This window comes from Arthrobacter sp. MMS18-M83 (genome assembly GCF_026683955.1).
Classification (GTDB): Bacteria; Actinomycetota; Actinomycetes; order Actinomycetales; family Micrococcaceae; genus Arthrobacter.
The window spans coordinates 3,242,500-3,265,222 of sequence record NZ_CP113343.1; the positions used below are offsets into that span (position 1 = coordinate 3,242,500).

At 63.6% G+C, this 22,723-nt stretch carries 26 protein-coding genes; 14 read left to right on the top strand and 12 right to left on the bottom strand.

The window, feature by feature from the left end; genetic code table 11:
* Window positions 1-10: 10 nt before the first annotated feature.
* Window positions 11-829 (bottom strand): HAD family hydrolase, encoded by an 819-nt coding sequence (locus OW521_RS15360; RefSeq protein ID WP_268020481.1) that lies wholly within the window; start codon window positions 827-829, stop codon window positions 11-13.
* Between the two features lie 142 nt (window positions 830-971).
* Here OW521_RS15360 and OW521_RS15365 point away from each other — a divergent pair, with 142 nt between their 5' ends.
* Window positions 972-1,226: a glutaredoxin family protein gene (locus OW521_RS15365; RefSeq protein ID WP_268020482.1), complete on the top strand. Its 255-nt coding sequence runs from the start codon at window positions 972-974 to the stop codon at window positions 1,224-1,226.
* Window positions 1,227-1,277: 51 nt separating this feature from the next.
* A complete protein-coding gene (locus OW521_RS15370) occupies window positions 1,278-2,000 on the top strand; it encodes a redox-sensing transcriptional repressor Rex (RefSeq protein WP_442781162.1) in 723 nt (240 codons plus the stop codon).
* Window positions 2,001-2,066: 66 nt separating this feature from the next.
* Here OW521_RS15370 and OW521_RS15375 read toward each other — a convergent pair whose 3' ends face one another.
* The 3 genes from OW521_RS15375 to OW521_RS15385 all read right to left on the bottom strand — a co-directional run bounded on the left by OW521_RS15375 (window position 2,067) and on the right by OW521_RS15385 (window position 4,616).
* Window positions 2,067-2,921 carry a hypothetical protein gene (locus OW521_RS15375; RefSeq protein WP_268020484.1) on the bottom strand — a complete coding sequence of 285 codons (855 nt, stop codon included), beginning with the start codon at window positions 2,919-2,921 and terminating at the stop codon, window positions 2,067-2,069.
* 245 nt (window positions 2,922-3,166) lie between these two features.
* Window positions 3,167-3,637, bottom strand: a complete 471-nt coding sequence (locus OW521_RS15380) for a hypothetical protein (protein ID WP_268020485.1) — start codon at window positions 3,635-3,637, stop codon at window positions 3,167-3,169.
* A 430-nt stretch (window positions 3,638-4,067) separates the two neighbouring features.
* Window positions 4,068-4,616, bottom strand: coding sequence for a YceI family protein (locus OW521_RS15385; protein ID WP_268020486.1), 549 nt, complete (start codon window positions 4,614-4,616; stop codon window positions 4,068-4,070).
* A 203-nt stretch (window positions 4,617-4,819) separates the two neighbouring features.
* Between OW521_RS15385 and OW521_RS15390 the strand changes: the two genes are divergently transcribed.
* The 5 genes from OW521_RS15390 to ccsB are packed head-to-tail and all read left to right on the top strand — an operon-like array spanning window position 4,820 to window position 9,672.
* Window positions 4,820-5,485, top strand: coding sequence for a histidine phosphatase family protein (locus OW521_RS15390; protein WP_268020487.1), 666 nt, complete (start codon window positions 4,820-4,822; stop codon window positions 5,483-5,485).
* Between the two features lie 2 nt (window positions 5,486-5,487).
* Window positions 5,488-6,138, top strand: a complete 651-nt coding sequence (locus tag OW521_RS15395; RefSeq protein ID WP_268020488.1) for a TlpA family protein disulfide reductase — start codon at window positions 5,488-5,490, stop codon at window positions 6,136-6,138.
* A gap of 14 nt (window positions 6,139-6,152) precedes the next feature.
* Window positions 6,153-6,908, top strand: a complete 756-nt coding sequence (locus OW521_RS15400; RefSeq protein ID WP_268020489.1) for a cytochrome c biogenesis CcdA family protein — start codon at window positions 6,153-6,155, stop codon at window positions 6,906-6,908.
* Window positions 6,908-8,608, top strand: coding sequence for a cytochrome c biogenesis protein ResB (resB, locus tag OW521_RS15405; protein ID WP_268020490.1), 1,701 nt, complete (start codon window positions 6,908-6,910; stop codon window positions 8,606-8,608). The genes OW521_RS15400 and resB overlap by 1 nt, the downstream gene beginning before the upstream one ends.
* Entirely contained in the window at window positions 8,608-9,672 is a 1,065-nt protein-coding gene (gene ccsB / locus OW521_RS15410) for a c-type cytochrome biogenesis protein CcsB (protein WP_268020491.1), read from the top strand. The genes resB and ccsB overlap by 1 nt, the downstream gene beginning before the upstream one ends.
* 123 nt (window positions 9,673-9,795) lie before the next feature.
* Here the strand turns inward: ccsB and OW521_RS15415 are convergent, their stop codons facing one another.
* A complete protein-coding gene (locus OW521_RS15415; RefSeq protein ID WP_268020492.1) occupies window positions 9,796-10,173 on the bottom strand; it encodes a PLD nuclease N-terminal domain-containing protein in 378 nt (125 codons plus the stop codon).
* A gap of 81 nt (window positions 10,174-10,254) precedes the next feature.
* On the opposite strand from OW521_RS15415, the gene OW521_RS15420 reads away from it, so the two are divergent.
* Window positions 10,255-10,563, top strand: coding sequence for a DUF4229 domain-containing protein (locus OW521_RS15420; protein WP_268020493.1), 309 nt, complete (start codon window positions 10,255-10,257; stop codon window positions 10,561-10,563).
* A gap of 123 nt (window positions 10,564-10,686) precedes the next feature.
* On the opposite strand, the gene OW521_RS15425 is transcribed toward OW521_RS15420, so the two are convergent.
* The 5 genes from OW521_RS15425 to OW521_RS15445 form a co-directional block, all read right to left on the bottom strand.
* Window positions 10,687-11,568 carry a 1,4-dihydroxy-2-naphthoate polyprenyltransferase gene (locus tag OW521_RS15425; RefSeq protein WP_268020494.1) on the bottom strand — a complete coding sequence of 294 codons (882 nt, stop codon included), beginning with the start codon at window positions 11,566-11,568 and terminating at the stop codon, window positions 10,687-10,689.
* Between the two features lie 60 nt (window positions 11,569-11,628).
* Window positions 11,629-12,762, bottom strand: a complete 1,134-nt coding sequence (locus tag OW521_RS15430; protein ID WP_268020495.1) for an AMP-binding protein — start codon at window positions 12,760-12,762, stop codon at window positions 11,629-11,631.
* A gap of 9 nt (window positions 12,763-12,771) precedes the next feature.
* On the bottom strand, window positions 12,772-13,725 hold the full coding sequence (locus OW521_RS15435) for a 1,4-dihydroxy-2-naphthoyl-CoA synthase (RefSeq protein WP_268020496.1): 954 nt from the start codon (window positions 13,723-13,725) through the stop codon (window positions 12,772-12,774).
* Between the two features lie 21 nt (window positions 13,726-13,746).
* Window positions 13,747-14,184, bottom strand: coding sequence for a VOC family protein (locus OW521_RS15440; RefSeq protein WP_268020497.1), 438 nt, complete (start codon window positions 14,182-14,184; stop codon window positions 13,747-13,749).
* A 135-nt stretch (window positions 14,185-14,319) separates the two neighbouring features.
* Window positions 14,320-15,048: a CPBP family intramembrane glutamic endopeptidase gene (locus OW521_RS15445; protein ID WP_268020498.1), complete on the bottom strand. Its 729-nt coding sequence runs from the start codon at window positions 15,046-15,048 to the stop codon at window positions 14,320-14,322.
* A gap of 202 nt (window positions 15,049-15,250) precedes the next feature.
* Between OW521_RS15445 and OW521_RS15450 the strand changes: the two genes are divergently transcribed.
* Complete coding sequence (locus OW521_RS15450; RefSeq protein WP_268020499.1) at window positions 15,251-16,726, top strand: amino acid permease; 1,476 nt, start codon at window positions 15,251-15,253, stop codon at window positions 16,724-16,726.
* A gap of 69 nt (window positions 16,727-16,795) precedes the next feature.
* On the opposite strand, the gene OW521_RS15455 is transcribed toward OW521_RS15450, so the two are convergent.
* Window positions 16,796-17,521 (bottom strand): dienelactone hydrolase family protein, encoded by a 726-nt coding sequence (locus OW521_RS15455; protein WP_268020500.1) that lies wholly within the window; start codon window positions 17,519-17,521, stop codon window positions 16,796-16,798.
* Between the two features lie 72 nt (window positions 17,522-17,593).
* Between OW521_RS15455 and OW521_RS15460 the strand changes: the two genes are divergently transcribed.
* From OW521_RS15460 to OW521_RS15480, 5 genes are all read left to right on the top strand, one after another.
* On the top strand, window positions 17,594-18,052 hold the full coding sequence (locus OW521_RS15460; protein ID WP_268020501.1) for an SRPBCC family protein: 459 nt from the start codon (window positions 17,594-17,596) through the stop codon (window positions 18,050-18,052).
* Window positions 18,052-18,711, top strand: coding sequence for a pentapeptide repeat-containing protein (locus tag OW521_RS15465; protein ID WP_268020502.1), 660 nt, complete (start codon window positions 18,052-18,054; stop codon window positions 18,709-18,711). The genes OW521_RS15460 and OW521_RS15465 overlap by 1 nt, the downstream gene beginning before the upstream one ends.
* Before the next feature lie 118 nt (window positions 18,712-18,829).
* The gene (locus OW521_RS15470; protein ID WP_268020503.1) at window positions 18,830-20,053 is read left to right on the top strand and encodes a thiolase family protein; all 1,224 of its coding nucleotides are present in this window, start codon (window positions 18,830-18,832) and stop codon (window positions 20,051-20,053) included.
* A complete protein-coding gene (locus OW521_RS15475; RefSeq protein ID WP_268020504.1) occupies window positions 20,053-20,859 on the top strand; it encodes an enoyl-CoA hydratase/isomerase family protein in 807 nt (268 codons plus the stop codon). Before OW521_RS15470 ends, OW521_RS15475 begins: the two co-directional genes overlap by 1 nt.
* Window positions 20,856-21,719, top strand: coding sequence for a 3-hydroxyacyl-CoA dehydrogenase family protein (locus tag OW521_RS15480; RefSeq protein WP_268020505.1), 864 nt, complete (start codon window positions 20,856-20,858; stop codon window positions 21,717-21,719). Before OW521_RS15475 ends, OW521_RS15480 begins: the two co-directional genes overlap by 4 nt.
* A 67-nt stretch (window positions 21,720-21,786) precedes the next feature.
* On the opposite strand, the gene OW521_RS15485 is transcribed toward OW521_RS15480, so the two are convergent.
* Window positions 21,787-22,563, bottom strand: coding sequence for an endonuclease domain-containing protein (locus OW521_RS15485; protein WP_268020506.1), 777 nt, complete (start codon window positions 22,561-22,563; stop codon window positions 21,787-21,789).
* Window positions 22,564-22,723 lie beyond the last annotated feature (160 nt).

Below are 22,723 nucleotides of genomic sequence, written 5' to 3' on the forward strand. Positions count from 1 at the left end.
TCGTCATGAGCTAGACCCTCGGGCTGCGGAACTTCGAGAAGCCCCGCCAGAGGCCGTACACGGCGCCTCCGACGGTCGCAGCTTTGAGGCCGAGCGTGGCCGCTCGTCGGCCGGAACGGAAGTCATAGACGGGCCAATTGTTCTCCCGCGCATGGCGCCGCAGTCTGGCGTCGGGATTGATGCACACGGGGTGGCCCACCAAAGTGAGCAGCGGGATGTCGTTATGTGAATCGCTGTACGCCCAGCAGCGGTTCAAATCCAGGTCTTCTTCGTCAGCCACGCGCTGCACCGCCACGGCTTTGGCCGGTCCATGGAGGATTTCGCCTACCAGGCGCCCGGTGTAGGCGCCATCTTCAACCTCGCCCACGGTGCCCAAAGCGCCTGTCAGCCCCAACCGGGTGGAAATCACGGTGGCGACTTCGATGGGGGTGGCGGTCACCAGCCAGACCTTCCGGCCAACGCGCAGATGCTGTTCGGCCAAAGCCTTGGTACCAGGCCAGATCCGGGACTCGATCATCTCGTCGTAGACTTCTTCGCCCAGCTCCTGGATATCGGAAACCTTGATGCCTGCCGCGAGGATCAGTGCGGAATCCCGGACTGAATGGACGTCCTCCATGTTTTCGCCCCGCAGGACAAACTTGAACTGTTTCCAGGCGAAGCCCGCGGCTTGGGAGAGGGTGAACGCCTTACGTTCGTACATCTTCCGCGCGACGTGGAAGAGGCTGGCGCCCTTCATAAGGGTGTTGTCGACGTCGAAGAATGCAGCTTCGCCGTGTTGGTGCGTTGCGGCCGGCGTGATGGCCACAACAGCGTTCTTCTCGACGGGCATGCCATGAGTCTAGTCAATCGCCCGGCTCCGTGCCGTTCGTGAGGGTGCCCTGCGGTTCCGCGTCGAGCGTTCTTTGGGCTGTGCGTCGTTGGGTTGGGGGCTGTTTCAGGCTGGGTCAACGCTAACGCGATACCGTTGACCCATGCCGAATCCCGACGTCGTACTCCTCACCAAAGCTGACTGCCACCTGTGCGCCGCGGCGCGCGACGCCGTCGAACGCGTGACCTCAAGCCTCGGGCTCGCGTGGAGTGAGCGGTCGATCGATACGGACCCGGCACTCCGCGAACGCTATGCCGAGGAGATCCCGGTGGTATTGGTGGACGGAATCCAGCGGGATTTCTGGAAAATCGACGAGGCGAGGCTGGTGCGGGTCCTGAAGAAGGCCTTGGCTGCCTGAACATGCGTCCAACGCTTTGTTGGCAATAGAGTGGGAAAACAAAGCGACGCAATGGAGAAGAACGTGACTGCGCTGGAACCGTCCGCCGAAGCTCTACCCGGGGACGCTGTACCTGGGGACAAGGACTCTGCCGCGAAGCAGATACCACCCGCGGCTGTGGCCCGGATGACGCTCTACTTGCGCGCGCTGAACTCCCTACTGGGCGAAGGCGTGGAACGGGTTTCCTCCGAGGCGCTGGCCGAGGCGTCGGGAGTCAGTTCCTCAACCCTGCGCAAGGACCTCTCTTATGTTGGCTCCTACGGAACGCGGGGCGTGGGATACGAGGTGCAGTATCTGAGCCGCCACATTGCTGCGGCATTGGGCCTGACCCACGACTGGAAAGTGGCGATTGTGGGTGCCGGCAACCTTGGCAAGGCCTTGGCCCGGTACGGCGGATTCGAATCTCGTGGTTTCGACGTGGTGGCGATCCTCGACGCCGATCCCATGGTCATTGGGAACGAAGTCGGCTGGCTGCGGGTCAGCGATGCCGCGAATCTTGAAACGGTCCTTCAGCGGACCGGCACCAACATGGTTGTCCTGGCTCTCCCGGCCGCGGTGGCACAAGGCGTCTGCGACCGCGTGATCAGCGCAGGGATCCGCAGCATCCTCAGCTTTGCTCCCGTGCTGCTGCAGGTTCCGCCGTATGTGAATCTGCGCAAGGTGGACATGGCCACCGAGCTGCAAATCCTTGCGTATCACGCACAACGGGCACAGACCCCAGGCCAGGCCCTTTAGGCCAAAGCCGGTTCTGCGCCCGTTGTGTTCGTCGAGACGTGCCGTAGAGGCCGAATGGCCTCAAGGTTAGCGGCCGTACGGCGCCTGGTTGTAGGGGTTCGGGAAAGGCTGTGCTTTCCGGAAATACGGTGCCGAGCCAGGCAAATACAACAGCACCATCGCGGCGATGCCCAAGAGGATGGTGACGGTCTGGATCAATCCGTACAGCAGGCCGAACGTGAATGATCCACCAAGAAGGCTAAAGAGCGAAATCGCCGCGAAGACGGTTCCCAGGATCCGAGCCCAGTTCTTCCCCTTACGGACTGGGAATGCGACAAGCGCGTAAAGACCCAGCGATATCAGGCCACCGATGATGGCTCCAATGATGATGGCGCCCTGCATGCTTTGCAGAGCCCCGGCGGGAAGCCGCTGGCCCTGCTGGGCTGCGGACTGCTGCATTATGGCCGTAAAGGTGTCGCCGCCCGTGAATGCGAGAACCATTGCGCTCACGAAAGAGAGGACGCCAGCGGAGACGATCATCAAGAACGCAGTGTTCACCAGTTCCGGGACGCCGGACGTCCCAGCGGGCTGCTGGCTCGGCCACGTGACGGGTCCGCTCTGCCCGTACTGCGGGACGGAGAACTGGCCGTACTGGGGAGCCTGTTGACCGTACTGGGGTGCGGAGGGCTGGCCGTACTGCGGCTGTTGGCCCGGTTGCGGAGCCTGCTGGCCGTACTGGGGAGCCTGTTGACCGTACTGGGGAGCCTGTTGACCGTACTGGGGCGCGGGGGGCTGGCCGTACTGCGGCTGTTGGCCCGTCTGCGGAGTTTGCTGGCCGTACTGGGGCTGTTGGCCCGGCTGCGGAGTTTGCTGGCCGTACTGGGGCTGTTCAGGTGTGGGGTTTTCGCCCGGAGTGGATGGCGGATACGGAGGGGTGCTCATGGCATTCCTTTGCGTGTCGACTGCAGATACGGCTGCCGGGTGCAACGTGCGCCTGCCCCCAGCTTGGCTTAATTCCACCGTACCCCGGCAGAACAGTGCTCGGGATGATTCACGGCAAGAATTCTGCCGGACTGGGTTCCGCGGATCTCCGGGTGTGAATGGTGCCGGGGCAAAGGGAAGGCCGCGGGGTCCCCCGGGAACCTGCCGCGGCCTTCGTCTCGAAAAACCGGCTCAGAGCTGTGTGGCTAAATGGTGCTCTTCACTGATTTGAACCATGCCTGCGAATTGGGCAGCCACATCAGGATGGTTGCCACAAGGCTGATGACAAAGCTGAACCAGTTGTTGCTCTGTCCATTGGCCATCGCTCCTCCCACGATCGAGAGAATCAGGGAAATACCCGCGATGACGGTCAGCGCGAGGCGGGCCCACTCCTTGCCTTCCTTCATCTTCATCGCGAAGACGATCTGGGCGGCCGCGACAACCAGCGCGAACAGTACCAAAAGGAGGACGACGACGGCGAGTCCCGGCGCGAGCGCGAAAAGCACCACGGAGCCAAAGAGGCCCAGCAGGCCACCCAGGAGGCCCAGGAGCCCGCCAATAAGCCAGATCCAGTACGAGACCTTCAGCTCGATGGGCATTCCGGTGACATTGAACATGCCGGAAAAACCGCCCTTGGGCAGGACATCGTTGAAGTTTTTTGGACCGTCAGTAGGCATCTCGAAGTGGAAACCTTCGCTGTGCCCGGGTTGGCCCGTCGGAGGGGTGCCGGGGGCAGGCTGCTGGTAACCGGGGGCTGGTTGCTGATAGGAAGGGGGCGCTTGGTAGGAAGGGGCTGCTGGGTATCCCTGCGGAGGCTGGTAACCCGCAGGAGGGACGGTGCCGGGCTGCTGAGGCTGAGCTCCGGGCTGCGGTGGCTGGCCACCGGGCTGCTGAGGCTGAGGAGCTTCGTTTGGGTTACTCATGGCATCACTTTAGACCTGAGGTTTAAGGATTCATAGGAAATTCTTAGCCAATTCGCCGCTAAGTATCGGGTTTTTCCCGAACAATAGGCGGGTGACTCCGCAAGCAACGAAATGGCGCCTCCGGGGCCGCACGATGGATCGCGTGCAGCACCGAAGGCGCCATTCAGGCCGGGAGCCGGGTGGATTAGGCGGCAGGTGCGATGAAAGCCAGTTCGAGGTTGATGACAACCTTATCGCTGACGAGCACGCCGCCAGCCTCGAGCACGGCGTTCCAGGTCAGACCGAAGTCTTTGCGGCTGATGGTGGTCTCACCGGAAACGCCTGCGCGGGTGTTGCCGAAGGGGTCAACGGCCACGCCGTTGAACTCGGTCTCGATGGTCACCTCTTTGGTGACGCCCTTGATGCTCAGGTTGCCCACGAGGTCGAAGCTGTCGCCGTTGGCCTTGACGTGGCGGGAGACAAAAGTGATTTCCGGGAACTTCTCCACGTCGAAGAAGTCCTCGCCCTTGACGTGGCCGTCGCGGTTGGCGTCGCCGGAGTCGAAGCTGGCGGTCTGGATAGTGGCGTTGACCTTGGAGTCAGCCAGGCTGTTGCCGAGCTCCAGGGTGGCCCCGGCCTCGGTGAACTGGCCGCGGACCTTGCTGATGCCTGCGTGCCGGACGGTGAAGCCGATCTCGCTGTGGGAGTTGTCGAGGGTCCAGATACCGGTGGTGACGTTGGCGGGAAGTGTCATGGCGTTCTCCTTGGGATGGTGTGGTCGTAGCTTCATCGGACGTTCGGCCGCACTTAGTTGAAGTGTCAACCGAACCTTGTGTCAAGTATAAACATGCAAATGCATCTTTTATTCCACCTTCAGGGAACATTCTGGAGAAACTTTCAGTTCTACGAAACGTAGAAGATTTCAGATCGCCCGCCTTCTTTGAGAAACTGGTAAACATGCCCCAAGCAACTGTCCATCTGCTCCGCCATGGCGAGGTCTACAATCCCGACCGTATTCTGTACGGCAGGTTGCCCGAATTCCACCTCTCCGAACGCGGCCGCGAGATGGCCCAGATGCTCGCGGACCACTTTGCTGCCCGCGCCGCGCAGGGGGCGAACATCGTCCACCTTGTCGCCTCGCCGTTGACCCGTGCCCAGGAAACTGCCCTTCCCACGTCCCACGCGTTGGACCTTGAGATCCACACGGAACCACGGATCATCGAGGCCGAGAACCACTTCGAAGGGCTTAAAGCGAGCGCCTCCGAGTTCATCAAGCCCAAGCACTGGTTCGAGTACCGAAACCCGCTGCGTCCGTCCTGGGGCGAGTCCTACAAGGACCAGGTCACCCGGATGCGTGCCGCCGTCGAGGACGCCCGACTGAAGGCGATCGAACTGGGCGGCGACGGCGCGGAGGCCATCCTGGTCAGCCACCAGCTTCCCATCTACGCAACGCGCCTCAGCGCGGAGGGCCGACGGTTGTGGCACGATCCGCGCAAACGCGAGTGCACGCTGACGTCGCTGACGTCCCTGGTGTTCGACGACGACGGCAAGGTTGCGCGGGTGGAGTACAGCGAACCCGCCGCCGTGCTGCTGCCCGGTGCCGCGAGCACTCCCGGAGCATGACAATGAACCGCACCGCCAACGGCATAAGCAACAGCATCAAGACCACCAGCGCAGCCCTGACGTCCCGCCGCAGCATCCTTGCCGCCGGGGGACTGGCGCTCACTGCGCTGACCATGGGCCTGTCCGCCTGTGCGCAGGAAGACGCCCTGGCCAAGCAGGCGAAGGCCGGCGACAACAAGAACTACGTCGCCGGAGACGGCTCCGTGACGGAATTCGTCAAAGCTGACCGAAAGGCCGCCGTCGGGATCAAGGGCACTTTGTTTGACGGCACTGCCGTGACACCGCAGGACCTGCTCGGCAAGGTGACCGTCCTCAACTTCTGGTTCGCCGCGTGCGCGCCGTGCCGAGTCGAGGCGCCGATCCTCGAAGAGCTGCACCAGGAGTTCAAGAGCAAGGGCGTCCAGTTCTACGGCGTGAACCTCCGGGACGAGAAGGCCACGGCCGATGCGTTCGACAAGACCTTCAACCTCACGTACCCCAGCTTCAATGACAAAGACGGTGCCGTGCTCCTGTCTGTCTCCGGCATTGTGCCTCCCGGTGCCGTACCCACCACCTTGGTCCTGGACAAGGAAGGCAAGATCGCCTCCCGAGTCCTGGGTGAGATCGAGAAGAGCACCCTCAAGGCACTCATTACTTCCGCGGTTGCCGAGTAGGTGGCCAGGATAGCGTGAACAGCCCCTTCGCCGAGACCATCTTGAGCGGTTCCTTGCTGCTGGCCATCCCCGTGGCCCTGCTTGCCGGACTCGTGTCCTTCCTGTCGCCATGCGTCCTGCCCCTGGTTCCTGGCTACCTCGGCTACGTGACCGGGCTGACCGGCGTCGACCTCCAAAAGCAGAAACGCGGGCGCATGCTCGCGGGAATCGGCTTGTTCGTCCTCGGCTTCTCCCTGATTTTTGTCCTGCTGGGTGGTGCCTTCGGTCAGTTGGGGACCCTCATTACCGGCCCGCAGAACGCCTGGATCACGCAATTGCTGGGCTTGCTGGTGATCATCATGGGCGTCGTTTTCCTCGGCGGCTTTGGTTGGTTGCAGCGCGACGCCAAAATCCATGCCAAGCCTCCTGCCGGGTTGTGGGGTGCGCCGTTGTTGGGCATCACCTTCGGGCTGGGCTGGGCGCCGTGCATCGGCCCCACCTATTCCGCCGTCCAGCTGCTGAGTCTCTCCGGGGGATCGTCCGCGGCGAAGGGGGCACTCCTGGCGTTTGTCTATAGTCTTGGCCTGGGCATCCCCTTCCTGCTGATCGCCCTCGCAGTTCGCCGGGGGATGGGTGTGATGTCTTTCTTCCGCAAGCACCGCTTGGCCATCCAGCGCATGGGCGGGGGCATTCTGATCCTCCTCGGAATCCTGATGGCCACTGGGGTGTGGGGCGCCTGGGTTACCGGGCTGCAGTACTGGTTCCAAACCGATGTGAAGTTGCCGATCTGATGAGCGAGCCCGTGCAAGGTAAAAAGAATTCCAACAAGTCCGCCAGCAAGCCCACGGCTGACAAGGCAGTTGACAGGGCTAAAGCTGAGGCAGCACTGCCGGTGCTAGGGATCGTGGGCATGCTGCGCTGGGCCTGGACCCAGCTGACCAGCATGCGCACCGCACTGTTCCTGCTGCTGCTCCTTGCCGTTGCGGCGGTGCCCGGCTCGCTGTTCCCGCAGCGCCCGGTGAACCCTTCGATCGTGACCCAGTACATCAAGGACCACCCGGACTACGGCAAGATCCTTGACTCCGTGCAGCTCTACGACGTGTACTCCTCGGCCTGGTTCTCGGCCATCTACATTCTGCTGTTCATCTCGCTTATTGGTTGTGTCACGCCGCGGGCCATTGCCCACTACAAGGCGATGCGCTCGCAACCGCCGCGGACGCCCAAGCGTCTCTCCCGCCTTCCGGAGTACGGCACACTCGTGCTGCCCGCCGACGCCGGGATCCCGGCGTCGAAGGCTATTTCGGATGCCGCTGAGGTGCTGAAGAAGCGCGGCTACCGCGTGGAGGTGCGCGACGTCGACGGCGCCATGCCTTCCTTGGGTGCCGAGCGCGGCTTCCTCAAGGAAGTGGGCAACCTGGTGTTCCACGCTTCGCTGATCGGTGTGCTGGTTTCAGTTGCCGTCGGCGGGCTGTTTGGCTACAGCGGGCAGCGCATCCTGGTGGAAGGCGACACCTTCGTGAACACCTTGGTGGGCTATGACCAATTCAGCCCTGGCACCAACTTCCAGAGCAGTTGGCTGCAGCCGTACTCCATCCAGCTGGACAAGTTCGACGTCAAGTTCGATCGTGAATCGTCTGCGCATTTCGGCCAGCCCATCGACTTCACGGCGGCCGTCACCACTAAGGACACGCCCGATTCGCCCGCCAAGAAGCAGACCCTCAAGGTCAACGATCCCGTGACGCTTGGCGATACCAGCATCTACCTGACGGGCAATGGCTACGCCCCCGTGGTCACCGTCCGGGACGGCGCCGGCAACGTTGCCATGCAGGGGCCTGTGGTGGCCAAGCTGCAGGGTGACAACTACTATTCCTCGGTGGTCATCAAGGTTCCCGATGCCAAGCCCGATCAGCTCGGCTTCGCAGGGTTCTTCCTGCCCACGGCGATGGTCACGGACAAGGGTGTCGCCTTCAGCGGCGATCCCGAACTCATCAACCCGCAGTTGAACCTCAACTCGTACTACGGCGATCTCGGCCTGAACAAGGGCACCCCGCAGAACGTCTTCGAGCTCGACGTGGCCAAGCTGACCCCGCTCAATGGCCGCGGCATGGCGGAGAAGGCCATCGCGCTCGCCCCGGGTGGCACCTACACGCTTCCGAACGGCAAGGGCAGCATCACGTTCGACGGCGTCAAGAAGTACGTTGGCGTGGACATCCACCACAACCCGGGCCAGGCGACCGCGCTCGTGTTCGCCTTGTTGGCGGTCGCCGGGCTGATCCTCTCCCTCTACCTGAACCGCCGCCGCGTCTGGGTCCGGACGGGAACCCACGACGACGGGCGCACAATGGTGGAGTATGGTCTCCTTGCCCGCGGCGAGGACCACAGGCTGGCCGGCGAAGCCGCCGCGATCCGCGAACTGCTGCAACGAGAATGGCTGCCCTCCGCGGAGCAACCCACCGACACCGTTTCTTCCTCAACCTCGAAGGACCAGTAATGTTCCCCATCAACGAAACCATGGGCCAATACAGCGAGCTTTTCATGCTGCTCGCGGCCGGCACTTACACGGTGGCGTTTATCGCTTTCGCGTGGGACCTCGCCAAGAGCAGCAAGACGTTGCGGGCGGTAGACCTGAAGGCAGCCTCTGCGGAGGCCGTCGAGGTCAAGGTTCCGGTGGCTGCCGGACGTGCAGGTGGGAACGACGTCGGGGGACCGGCTGGCCGCGTTGAGCGCCCGACGTCGGCGGTCACCTCTGTCGGCCAGACCGCCGGCGGCGACATGAAGTATGCCGCCGAGCGCCGCATTCCCGCTCGCGTTGCCGTGGCGGTCGCGATTATCGGCGTTGCTATCCACGGCGCCGGTGTGATCACCCGTGCGCTCGGCGCAGGGCGCGTGCCGTGGGGCAACATGTACGAGTTCCTGACCACTGGCGCGTTCCTGGTTGTTGCTGTCTTCCTGCTGTCGCTGATCCGCCGAGACCTGCGCTTCCTTGGCACGTTCGTTCTCGGCCTGGCAGTGATCATGCTGGTGGCAGCGTCCGTGGCTTACTGGACCCCCGTTGGGCACTTGGTCCCGGCGCTGCAGAGCTACTGGTTGGTCATCCACGTCTCCATCGCCGTGATGTCCGCCTCACTCTTCACATTGACGTTCGCCATGTCCGCGCTGCAGTTGGTGCAATCGCACCGGCAGAAGACCCTGGCGTCCGGCGGAGCAGACAAACTGGGCTTCATGCGCCTGGTTCCCAACGCCTTGAGCCTGGAAAACCTGTCCTACCGCATCAACACGGTGGCGTTCGTGGGCTGGACCTTCACCCTCATGTTCGGCGCCATCTGGGCCGAGAAGGCGTGGGGCCGTTTCTGGGGCTGGGACACCAAGGAAGTCTGGACGTTCGTCATCTGGGTGGTGTACGCCGGCTACTTGCACGCCCGCGCCACCCGCGGCTGGACCGGTACGCGCGCAGCGTGGCTGTCGATCGTGGGTTACCTGTGCGTGATCTTCAACTTCACCATCGTGAACCAGTTCTTCAACGGGTTGCACTCTTACTCGGGGCTCGCGCAGTAGGGCTGGGTCCGCGTCCTTCCTGACCCTCATTGAATTAATGACGACGGCGACACTCCGCACTAGCGGGCGTGTCGCCGTCGTTCGCGTTTCAAAAGAGGTCAGGAAGGGCGGTACGTCGAGTCCTCAGGTGTTGACGTCGCCGCTGTCTTCGGCGTTGGATCCGCCCTTGAGTTTGCGTTCCTTGGCTTCAAGCTCGGCCTTGAGCTTCTTGAGGCGTTCGGCCTCGGCCTGGTTACGACGGCGGATCTCGAGGTTCCGCAGGAAGTCGGGGTCGTCGTCGGGCGCGGTGGGGTGGCTCGTGGGCTGCGGGGTGGGGCGGCTGTTGTAGGGGCGGCCCAAAATGAACCAGAGAGCGGCTCCGAGGATCGGCAGCAGTATCACCACGATGATCCAGGCGGGTTTGGAAATTCCCCGGGTGGCGCGGCGGTCCGTGCGGATGACGTCCACCAGCCCATAGACGTACACGAGCAAGACGGCGACAACTGCAACTACGCGGAGCATACCGTCAAGTCTAGTCGCCGTCGGGTCCGGTGATAGCTGTACGATCAGGGTGCAATCAGGCTGTGCGGCTAAACTTGATTCGTGGCTTTCCTCAAATACTCCTTGATCCGCATGGCGCTCTTCGTTCCGCTGTTCGCCCTTTTCGTCTTCCTGCAGACGGGTTGGTTGCTGGCGGTGATCTTCGCGGGCCTGATTGCTTTCGCCATCAGCTACCTGTTCTTCCAGAAGCAACGCGACGCCGCCACGGCCGCCATGCGCGAGCGTTTCAGTGGCCGCGCCAAGCCCATCCGCTCCGCACTTGAGATCGAAGATGCCGAGGTCGAGGACCGGCTGGTGGATGAAAACCCCGCGGTGAAGGTCAAGAACGACCGACGCCCCAAGGAAGCCTAGAAACTCAAAGCTGCGCGAGCGTCGGGGGAAACCCGGCTATAGCTGCGCGAGCGTCGGGGGAAAACGCTCGTTCAGGTTTGGGGGGTTTCCTGCGGACGCTCGCTCAGATGATGTGCGCGAGGGTTAGAAACCGTGGCTCAGGATTAGGCCCAGCGAGAACAGCACGCTGTAGCCAAGGTTGATCAGTCCGGTCTGCTTCAGCACGGGGATCAGGCTCTTGCGCTTCCTGCCGTTGACCATTAGCCATGCCGGCATGAGGCAGGCGGGGATCAGCAGCAAGACGATCAGCATCGACGGCTTGGTAGGCGCCAGAACGATCACCAACAGGATAGCGACGGCCAACATCAGGACGTAGCTCTCGCGGGCGTGACGGTCGCCAAGCCGCACGGCCAGTGTGCGCTTGCCCGCGGCCATGTCCGTTGGGATGTCGCGGACGTTGTTGGCCATCAGCAGGGCGCAGGCGATCAATCCTGTGCCAATCGCTCCGATAACGGCCGGCAGGCTCACTTGGCCAGCCTGCGTATACGTGGTGCCCAGTGTTGCCACCAACCCGAAGAAAACAAACACGAAGAGGTCGCCCAAGCCCATGTAGCCGTACGGGTTCTTGCCGCCGGTGTAGCCCCAGGCAGCAAGAACGCAGCCGAGGCCCACCAAGATCAGCCACCAGCTCTGCGTGATGATCACCAGAGCCAGGCCGAACACCATGGCCAGGCCGAAGGCACCGAAGGCAGCCCACTTGACGTGGTCCGGGCGTGCCACACCCGAACCGACCAGCCGGAGCGGGCCTATGCGGTCCTCATCGGTGCCGCGGATGCCGTCCGAGTAGTCGTTGGCATAGTTGACCCCGATCTGCAGCAGCAGCGCCACCAGGGCGGCGAGGATGGCGTTCAAGACCCGGAAAGACTGAAGCTCGTAGGCGGCCGCGCTACCGATCAGCACCGGCGCGATCGCGGCCGGCAGGGTGCGCAGGCGGGCGCCTTGAATCCATTGTGCAGCAGTTGCCACGTTCAGTACCTCGTGTTGTTTCGTGTTGGGGAAGGCAGATGACGGTCTCGGAGAACTTGTCTATTCTCCCTGATGCACCTCGGTGAGCAGCTCGATCATCGCCAGCCGGTCCGGTTTTCCGTTGGGGAGCATGATGAGCCCATCCGTCGTGAGCACCGTTTTCGGAGCGAGGGCCCCCAGCTTTTCCTGGCAAAGCGCCTTGTAGTGCTCAACGCCTTCCGGGGAGCTGTCCTCCACCGCCACATATGCCGCCACTGCCTGGCCCCACTCACGCGAAGGTACTCCGGCCACGAATGCCGCCGTCACGCCGTCGAACATTTCAAGCTCGGCCTGGATGAACGCGGCGGAGGCTTTGACGCCGCCGGTGATGATGACGTCGTCGGCCCGGCCCAGAACGGTGAGTGTGCCGTCCGCGGCGAGCTCGCCGAGATCGTTGGTGCGGTACCAGCGGGTGCCGTCCTCCTCGAAGAACGCCTCGGCACTCGCCTCGGGCGCGTCCAGGTAACCGGAAGCCACGGTGTCGCCGCCCAGGAGGACGCGGCCGTCGTCGTCGAGCATGACCCTGACGCCCTCCAGCGGGCTTCCGTCGTACACGCAACCGCCGCATGTCTCAGCCGAGCCATAGGTGGTCACAACCTTCAGCCCGGCCTCCCTGGCAGCGTCCAGCAGCGTGGCGGAGGCAGGTGCCCCGCCCAGGAGGATGGCGTTGAAGCGGTGAAGGACCGCCAGGGTTTGCGGTGAGGGCGAGTCCAGGAGCCGTTGCAGCTGGGTGGGCACCAAGGAAGTGAAGCGGATGGTGTCCGTGAGTTCTTCGGCGGCCGCGGTGAAGGCTTTGGGTGTGAAGCCGTTGGAAAGATCCATGGCCCACGGACGCGTGCCCGCGAAAAGCGAGCGGACCAGCACCTGGACCCCGGCGACGTACTGCAGCGGCAAGGCCAGGAGCCACTGTCCCTCGCCCCGGAGTGCGATTGCTGTGGCCATGGAAGAAGCTGCAAGCTCGTCAACTGTGAGCACGGTGGCCTTGGGCGTGCCGGTGGAACCGGACGTGCGGACCACCACTGCCGCATCCTCGAAACCGGGTGTTTCAACGGGGACCGCCACAGGGGCGCCGTCCTCCGAGACGGTGATTTCGACCGCGGGGCCCTCGTCGTGGAGGGCGGCGGCCAGGGCCTTGAGAACGGGATCGATGTTCACGGGCGAGTCCTAGAAGTAGTAAGGGAAGTTGGACCAGTCCGGATCGCGCTTCTCGAGGAAGGCTTCCTTGCCCTCCACGGCTTCGTCCGTCATGTAGGCCAGGCGCGTTGCCTCGCCCGCGAAGACCTGCTGACCGGCAAGGCCGTCGTCGGCCAGGTTGAAGGCGAACTTGAGCATGCGAATGGCCTGCGGGGACTGGCGCGCGATGTCCGCGGCGTACTCCAAGGCAACCTCCTCAAGGCGCATGTGGTCAACGGCTTCGTTGACGGCACCCATCCGCACCATGTCCTCCGCGGAATACTCGCGGGCCAGGAAGAAGATCTCGCGGGCGGCTTTCTGGCCGACCTGGCGGGCCAGCAACGCCGAGCCGTATCCGGCGTCGAAACTTCCCACGGTGGCGTCGGTCTGTTTGAACTTGCCGTGCTCGCGGGAGGCGATAGTGAGGTCAGCAACAACGTGCAGCGAGTGCCCGCCACCCGCGGCCCAGCCGTTGACGACGGCGATGACCACCTTGGGCATGGTCCGCATGAGCCGCTGGACCTCCAGGATGTGAAGGCGGCCGGCCCGGGCGGGATCGATGCTCTCCTGCGTCTCGCCGTCGGCATAGCGGTAGCCGTCGCGGCCGCGGATCCGTTGGTCCCCGCCGGAACAGAAGGAGTGGCCGCCGTCCTTGGGGGAGGGGCCATTGCCGGTGAGGAGTACCGTGGCGACATCCGGGGTCATTCGGGCGTGGTCCATGGCGCGGTAGAGCTCGTCGACGGTGCCGGGACGGAAGGCGTTGCGCACCTCCGGCCGGTTGAAGGCGATCCGGACAGTGGGAAGGTCTTTTGTCACGGAGCCGGCTGCGTCCCGCTCGACTTGCCGGTGGTACGTCATGTCCTGGAAATCGTGGAAACCGGACACGGTGCGCCAGCGCGACGGGTCAAAGACGTCGGATACCTTGGCGGGGAAGTCGTTGCTCACCCTCCGAGTCTAGTAATCCCCTCAGCTGATGCAGAACTCGTTGCCTTCGGGGTCGGCCATGGTGTGCCATTCGTGCGGCCCTTGCTTGGCCGTCCACAGGTATTTCGCCCCCCGGGCTTCCAGGGCGGCGCGGACCTCGTCCTTGTCCTGTCCGTCGAGGCGCACGTCCCAATGGACGCGGTTCTTGACGGTTTTGTCCTCCGGGACGGTCTGGAAGAGGAAGCGCCTGCGGGTGTCCTTGTCCGGGTCTTCCGCGGGGCCAATGGCCGCGCCGTCCTTCCACACGAGCTTGCCATTGTGCGTGGTGGTCTCGGACTCGGTGGCGAATCCCTGATCCACCATGGACCGGATAAACGCCTCGTCCTGGGGCTCCACAATCCAGTCGAGCGTCTCGGCCCACCAGTCGGCCAGGACGTGCGGATTCTTGCAGTCGACTACTACCTGAAAGTTCAGTGCCATGGACTGAACCTACGACGACGGAGCGTGGCCACGGAAGTGCCTAGCGGACAGTTTCGGTCCGGGTTCCCCAACTGACTCGCATTAGGTGTCGTTTTGAGCCCGCAAAACGACAACAACTGCGAGTCAGTTGGGTGGTTACCCGCCCAGAAGCTGCGGCGGGATCGCGTAGATGAGCAGGAGTGCCAACAGGTTCTTGGCGGCGTGGACGAAGTAGGAGAACATCACATTCTTGCCCGTCCATACATACACGGCCACCAGGACGGCCCCCATTCCGAGGTAGGGCGCCAGGGCGGGAAGCACCAACCCTTCACGCCCCACCACATGGATGGCTGCGAAGCAGAGTCCTGACAGGACACAACAGACCCAGATGTTCAGGTGGCGGGACAGCTTGCCGATCAATAAATGCCGGAACAGGTATTCCTCCACGAAGGGACCCATCACCACCAGCAAAGGCACCACGAACCAAGCCGGCAGTTGCTGGACCAGGGACTGGAGGCCCAGTTGGTTCTGCGATTCCTTGGCGGATCCGGTAGCTGACACCAGAACGGCCGTGAGCACCAACATTGCCACGATGGATAGGGGAATCATGGCCAGCGTGAACCACGGGCGCGTGGCCAGAATCAGGAGGTCGCGGGCTAGGACCTGCCACGCGGACGCAACCGCGACCAAGCCGACCGACGCGTAGAAAGCAAGGTTGATCGCATAGACGGCGGTAGCCGGGTCCGGGAGTATCTGCTGCACGAAGGCTGTCACCGGGGCTGCGGCGAGGCTCAGGACAGCCGCCAATGACGCATAGAGTCCGGCGGCCGCAGCATCCAGACCGGTGAAACGGTATAGCCCCCCGGCCGGTGGAATGGTGCCCATGTGTCCAGCGTAGCGCCCCACTTTGTTGCCCGCGTCACGCTCCGCCGGAATCACCGGGTACGATGGTCTTGCCGGATTTACCTTCGACGCTTCCGTGTTTGCGCTACTGATTCGACTCGCCAACAGGCCAAAAGCTCGAATTGCGTGCGCCGATACGAGTGAAGCCAGGGCCGGAATTTTCCCCAACCCACAAGGAACAGCTGTGCCTCAAAACACCACAACCGACCTTCAGCGCGAGCCGGAAACCCTGGCGGCGCCCAGTACTGCTACAACGTCCGAAAACCTCAGTGCCGAGGGCTACAAGAAGACCCTGAGCGGCCGCCACGTCACCATGATCTCCATGGGCGGGGCCATCGGCGTCGGACTCTTCATGGGTGCCGGCGGACGGCTGGCTTCGACGGGCCCGGCGCTGATCTTCTCCTACGCCATCGCCGGCGTCATCGCCTACCTGCTCATGCGCGCCCTCGGCGAGCTCATCATGTACCGCCAGACGTCCGGCTCCTTCGTCAGCTACGCCGGCGAAATGTTCGGTAAGAAGGGCGCCTTCCTCTCCGGCTGGATGTACTTCATCAACTGGGGCATGACCGGGATCGCGGAGCTGATCGCGATCGGCCTGTACTTCCAGTTCTTCTTCCCCAATGTGCCAGTCGAGGCGTCGGCCATCGCGGCGCTGTTGTTGCTCGTGGCCGTGAACCTGCTCAGCGTCAAGGCGTTCGGTGAATTCGAATTCTGGGCCTCGGTCCTGAAGGTCGGCGCCATCGTGATCTTCCTGGCTGTAGGCACCTTCATGGTGGTCACGAACGCCAAGGTGGGTAACGGCCACGCGTCCGCGGCCAACCTTTTCGACGGCGACGGGGGAATGTTCCCCAAGGGCGCCCTCGTCATGGTCCTCGTCCTGAATGCCGTGATCTTCGCTTACAACGGCATCGAACTCGTTGGCATCACGGCCGGTGAGATGCAGGATCCCAAGCGTGAAGTGCCCAAGGCGATCCGCGCCGTCGTGCTCCGTATCGTGGTCTTCTACGTCGGTTCCGTCCTTCTCCTGGCCATGCTGCTGCCGTCAGACCAGTACAAGGCCGGCGTTTCGCCGTTCGTCACCGTGTTCGGCCAGATGGGCCTTGGCTGGGTGGGCGACGTGATGAACATGATCGTCATCACGGCCGCGCTGTCCTCCTGCAACTCCGGCCTGTACTCGATCGGCCGCGTGTTCCGCACCATGGCCAACAATGGACATGCTCCGCAGTGGCTCACCAAGATGTCCTCGCGCCACGTCCCGTACGCCGCGATCCTGGCCATCGCCGCGTTCTACCTCGTGGGCATCCTGATGAACATCTGGCTGGGCGGCTCGCATGCCTTTGACCTCGCGCTCAACACCGCGTCCATCGGTGTCATCTTCACTTGGGGCGCCATCTTCGCCAGCCAGATCGCACTGCGCCAACAGAAGGGCAAAGTCTCCACCCTTCCGATGCCCGGATCGCCATGGACCAGCTGGGTGGGCCTCGTTGCCCTCTTGGCCATTACCGTGCTGATTGGCTTCGACACCATGACCAGCAAGACCGGCGAGGTGTTCCTCCTGGGTCTCTGGACCCTGGCCACCATCCCGTTCTTCGCCGTCGTGCTGTGGCTCGGCTGGCAGAAGGTCAAGAACAACGAGCCGAAGAGCGAGCTGTTTAGCTAGGCCCCACACCTAGCAGCCTGACGACGGCGGGCGCCTCCCGCGGCGGAGGCGCCCGCCGTCGTACTTTGTTCAGCCCTTCAGGTACTTCGCGAAATGGTCCTCGATGCGCTGCCAGGCTTCCGGCGCGGCTGCCGGGTCGGGTTTGATGCCCATCACCCGCATCAACGGCCTCAGTGCCCGGGGCCCGACCGGGGCGTCGTTCAGAAAAGCGTGGCCCGCCGTCGGGAATTCCTTGACGTCGTGCTCGATCCCGAGGTTCGTGAGTGCGGCTTCCAACTTGGCGGACGCTCCCCGCAAGGTCCTGTCCTGGCCTCCATAGTTGGCCACGATCGGGCACGCACCTTCCAACGCCTGCTCCAGATCCCGCGGCAATTGGCCATAGTTGACCGAGGCGGCGTCGAAGTCGTCATGGGCCGCAAGCAGGGCGAAGGCACCTCCCATACAAAACCCGATGACCCCCACCTTTCCGGTGCACCTGGCATCGCCGCGGAGCCAAGACCGTGCCGTGGACACGTCCGTGAACGCCCGGCCAGTGCCGGACATCAGGGAGCGCATGGTCGCCACAAGGCAGCGCCTCGCGCCGCCGTCGCTATAGAGGTCGACGGCGAGCGTCAGGTAGCCTGCCGCCGCGAGCCGATCCGCGTGGCGGCGCATCATGTCGTCGAGCCCAAAGGCTTCATGGATGAGTACGACGCCGGGGAACGGCCCCTCGCCGTCGGGCTCGGCCAGGTACCCCTGCAGCGTGCGGGAGCCTCCGGCCGCCGTGCTCTCCGTGCTCAAATCGATGTGCACCATGGTGCAATCCTGCCAGACCGCGCAAGTGTCTTGTCGGCTGTTTTTGTCTGCGGTCGCAGTTAGGCTCGATGCATGGACCACAGCACCACTCTCAGCCAGCACGTCAACGCCTCCCGGGAGAAAGTCTGGGCCGTCATCTCTGACATTCCGGGCTCCGCCAGGACCCTCTCGGGCGTGAAAGCGATCCAGATGCTCAGCGAGGGACCCTATGGCGAGGGCACGCGCTGGAAGGAAACACGCGTCATGATGGGCCGGGAGGAAACCGTGGAAATGCAGGTTTCCCAGAGCGATCCGCCGGGCAGCACCACGGTCACGGCGCGGCAGGGCGGCGCGGACTACACCAACCGCTTTACCTTGAAAGAGCAGGACGGCGGGACGGAACTGACGTTGTTCTTCGGTGCCGAGGTCCTCAAGCCGACTTTCCTCAGCAAAGTCATGATGGCCGCGTTCGGGAAGCTCGGGATGAGTGTCACGCGTAAGGCGCTCGCGAAGGATCTTGCCGAGATTGCGGCCAAAGCGGAGTCGCTCTAGTGGCGGCGGTTGGCAAGGTGGCGGCACCCCGGATTTCACCGATCAGGCTTGACGAGCTCCGCGACGATCCCGCCCCGGACTTCCAGCGTGGCGAACGGTACGACGGCGTCCGCCTTACCCGTGCGGTGGCCGACGGCGCGGAGTTGAGCGGGGCGGACTTCATCGAGTGCGAATTCAATGGAGTCTCATTCAACGAGGCTCAGCTACGCGGCGCGACCTTCCGGGACTGCATCCTGAACGAGCCCTACGCGCCGGTGTTCACCGCTGCACGTACCTCATGGCGTGAAGTCGAGATCAGCAACCCGCGTTGGGGCTCAGCGGAGATGTACGAGGGCGCCTGGCATTCGGTGAAGATCGACGGGGGCAAGCTGGACTTCCTGAACCTTCGCGGATCCAAACTCACGGATGTGGTGATCACGGGCTGCATCATCAACGAACTCGACCTTAGGGCCTGTACCGCGACGCGCATGGTGGTCAAGGACTGCACCATCGGGACGCTGGATGTCACGGGGGCCAAGCTCAAGGATGTGGACCTGCGTGGCTCGGATTTCCGCATGATCAATGGACTTGGCGGACTGTCCGGCGTGGTCATTGACGACTATCAGCTCAGCCTCATGGCGCCGCTTTTGGCAGGGCATCTGGGGATCCGGGTGATCTGAGTGAAACATCGGCGCCGCCAGGTAGCAGTTGACCACATGGCGGCGCCGTGTAATCTTTATAGAACGAACGGTCGGTAAATTACTCACCGGCCCCGCTCCCTTCGCGAAGGATGTTCTCATGGTCGAGGCTTTTCTTGTTGGCGGTGCCCGCACCCCTGTAGGCCGGTATGGCGGAGCGCTTTCCGCGGTCCGTCCTGATGACCTGGCAGCCCTCGTGATCCGCGAAGCCGTGGCCCGGGCCGGTGTAGACCCCGACGCCATTGACGAAGTCATCCTGGGCAACGCCAACGGTGCCGGCGAGGAAAACCGCAACGTCGCACGCATGGCCACCCTCTTGGCGGGACTTCCCCTCCACATCCCCGGCATCACGGTCAACCGCCTGTGTGCCTCCGGCATGAGCGCCATCATCATGGCCAGCCACATGATCAAGGCCGGCGCAGCGGACATCGTTGTGGCGGGCGGCGTCGAGTCCATGAGCCGGGCCCCTTGGGTGCAGGAGAAGCCCTCAACAGCCTTCGCCAAGCCTGGCCAAATCTTCGACACCTCCATCGGTTGGCGCTTCGCCAACCCGCTTTTCACCAAGGGCGAGCTCTCCCGCGGCGGCAAGATGACCTACTCCATGCCAGAAACGGCTGAGGAAGTTGCCCGGGTGGACGGCATCTCCCGTGAGGACGCCGACGCTTTCGCCGTCCGCTCGCACGAACGCGCGCTTGCAGCCATTGCCGGCGGCCGCTTCAAGGACGAGATCGTGCCAGTCACCGTGAAGACACGCAAGGGAGAAACCGTGGTTGACACTGACGAGGGGCCTCGCGAAGGAACCACGATGGAGGTTCTCGCAGGTCTCCGTCCCGTGGTTGCAGGCGGCTCCGTTGTTACTGCCGGCAACTCCTCCACGCTCAACGACGGCGCGTCCGCCATCATCGTCGCTTCGGAGGCTGCCATCGAAAAGTTCGGCCTCACGCCACGTGCCCGCATCATCGACGGTGGCTCGGCGGGCTGCGAACCGGAAATCATGGGAATCGGCCCGGTCCCCGCTACCCAGAAGATCCTGGGCCGTTCCGGACTCACCGTCGGCGACCTAGGCGCCGTCGAACTCAATGAAGCCTTTGCGACGCAATCGCTCGCGAGCATGCGGCGTCTGGGCCTGGACCCGGACATCGTGAACAACGACGGCGGCGCGATCTCCCTGGGGCACCCGCTGGGTTCCAGCGGCTCGCGTATCGCCATCACCCTGCTGGGCCGCATGGAACGGGAGCTCGGCACCGCCGACCGTAAGATCGGCCTCGCAACGATGTGCATCGGCGTCGGGCAGGGCGCCGCCATCCTCCTGGAAGGCATGTAATGGCTTTGAACCCCGGGGAATTCGGAACCTTGCTCATAGAAGAACGCGAGGACCGCGTCACTGTCCTCCTGAACCGGCCCGAGGTCCGCAACGCGATCGACCAGCAGATGGTGGACGAACTCCACAAGGTGTGCGACTACCTTGAGGGCGAGCCGAAAATACTGATCATCGCCGGCGTAGAAGGCGTGTTTGCGTCGGGCGCGGACATCGGCCAGCTGCGGGAACGCCGCCGTGACGACGCCCTGCGCGGCATCAACTCCACCATCTTTGTCCGGATCGCGAAACTGCCCATGCCCGTCATCGCGGCCTTGGACGGCTACTGCCTGGGCGGCGGGGCCGAGCTCGCCTATGCGGCGGACTTCCGCATCGGTACGCCCAGCCTCCGGATCGGCAACCCGGAAACCGGGCTGGGCATCATGGCCGCAGCCGGGGCCACGTGGCGCCTCAAGGAACTCGTGGGGGAGCCGATCGCCAAGGAAATCCTCCTGGCCGGTGCCGTCCTCCGTGCCGAGGAAGCCCTGCGGATCAACCTCATCACCCAGATCCATGAGGCCCCGGTGCTCATGGAAGCTGCCCACAACCTTGCTGACCGGATCGGCCGGCAGGACCCCCTGGCCGTGCGGATCACCAAGTCGGTCTTCCACGCTCCCGCCGAGGCGCACCCCGTAATCGACACCTTGGCCCAGGGCATGCTCTTTGAATCCCAAGCCAAGTTCGACCGCATGCAGGCGTTCCTCGACAAGAAGAGCGCCAAACAGTCCAGCGACAAGCAGTCCAGCGACAACCCAGACAGGACCCGGAAATGACAGCAGTCCCCGCAATCCCACATGTTGTCGGTGTCCTCGGCGGGGGACGCATGGGTGCCGGCATCGCCCACGCTTTTTTGACCAAGGGCGCCACCGTGATCGTCGTCGAGCGCGATCACGAAGCCGCGGCCGGGGCGCAGGGTCGCGTCGCTGAAGCTGTGGCCAAATCCGCTGCCCGCGGCACCCTGACCGAGACCGCGGACGAAGTATTGTCCCGGTTCAGCACCTCCACCGACTACGACTCCTTTATTCACTGCGGGCTCGTTGTGGAGGCCGTGCCAGAGGATTACGAGCTCAAGGTCGCAGCCCTCAAGGCCGTGGAGGAGCACCTCTCCGCGGACGCCTTCCTGGCCTCGAACACCTCGTCCCTGTCCGTCACCGGCCTTGCTTCGCAGCTCCGGAGGCCCGCCAATTTCGTGGGCCTGCACTTCTTCAACCCGGTCCCGGCGTCCACGCTCATCGAGGTGGTCCTGGCCAAGGAGACCTCGCCGGAACTCGCTGCCACGGCGAAAAGCTGGACCGAAGCACTAGGCAAGACCGCCGTCGTCGTCAATGACGCTCCGGGCTTTGCGTCCTCGCGGCTGGGCGTCGCGATCGCCCTTGAGGCGATGCGCATGGTGGAAGAAGGCGTGGCGTCGGCGGAGGACATCGACGCCGCCATGGTGCTCGGTTACAAACACCCCACCGGGCCGCTGAAGACCACGGATATCGTCGGCCTGGATGTGCGCCTCGGCATCGCCGAATACCTGCATTCGACGCTGGGGGAGCGCTTCGCACCACCCCAGATTCTGCGCGACAAGGTTGCTCGCGGCGAGCTGGGACGCAAGACTGGCAAGGGTTTCTTCGACTGGACTGACTGAGCCTCGGAACCCCAACTGGCTCGCATTTGTGGTCGTTTTGAGGCCTCATAGCGACATCTAATGCGAGTTACTTGGGGGTCCAGCCCCGGCCCAAGAGCACGGCACGGACTTTTGCGACGGCGGACCTCGCATCCTTCTCCATGTGCCGTTTGGAGATCCTGACCAAGTGCCAGCCCGCACGGGCGAAATCCTCTTCGCGGGCGATGTCCCGGACTATCTGGGCCGGCTCGGAATGCGGCTCGCCGTCGTATTCGACCGCCACGCGGTGTTCCGGATAGGCCAGATCCGGTTGACGTACGACGCCGGCAGCTAGCTGAGTGACGACGTTCAGTTGCGGTTCGGGCAGTCCGCCCCGTTCAAGCGCCAGCCGAAGCCGCGTTTCGGGGGCCGAGTCGGAGCCGATCCGTGCCTGTTCAAGGGCCAGGCGTGCCTTGCGGATCCCAGGAGTGCCCTTGTGCCGGTCCAGCGTGTCGGCCAATTGTTCCAATGTTGCGTACGGCTCCGTGCGGTCTTCAAACTCCGGCCGAGGGACCCGCAGCAGATGGTCGGCCACAACGGTCAGCTCATCCACGCTCATTTTCCTCGACACATCGAGCCATGTCCGCGTGCGCGTGGTGACCAGGACTCCGTCAAGATTCGTGATTTCGTCATCGAAGAACTGCCCCACATGTCCCACCACCCCGGTTCGCCGCGGAATCGCCATGGTGTCCGGACGTGAGATATGGATGCGCGGATCATCGCTGCCCGGCAGGAGCCCTGGGAATGACCACAGCGAGAAGGCTGTGGCGTGAGATGCAGCTGAGAACCCGGTCACCACTGTGAAAGGGCGCACGATCAGCGGCAAACTGGCGTCCCTCGTCTGCCCTTGGACTAGCGCCTCGTCCGGAATCCTGATACCGCGGCTTGGCGAGGGCAGCGATCGGTGCCTCAACCGCCGGAGGCTTACACCGGCGTCGGCCGCTTCTTGAAAGGTAAATGGGGCGCTCGCCAGCGGCGCCGGCAAA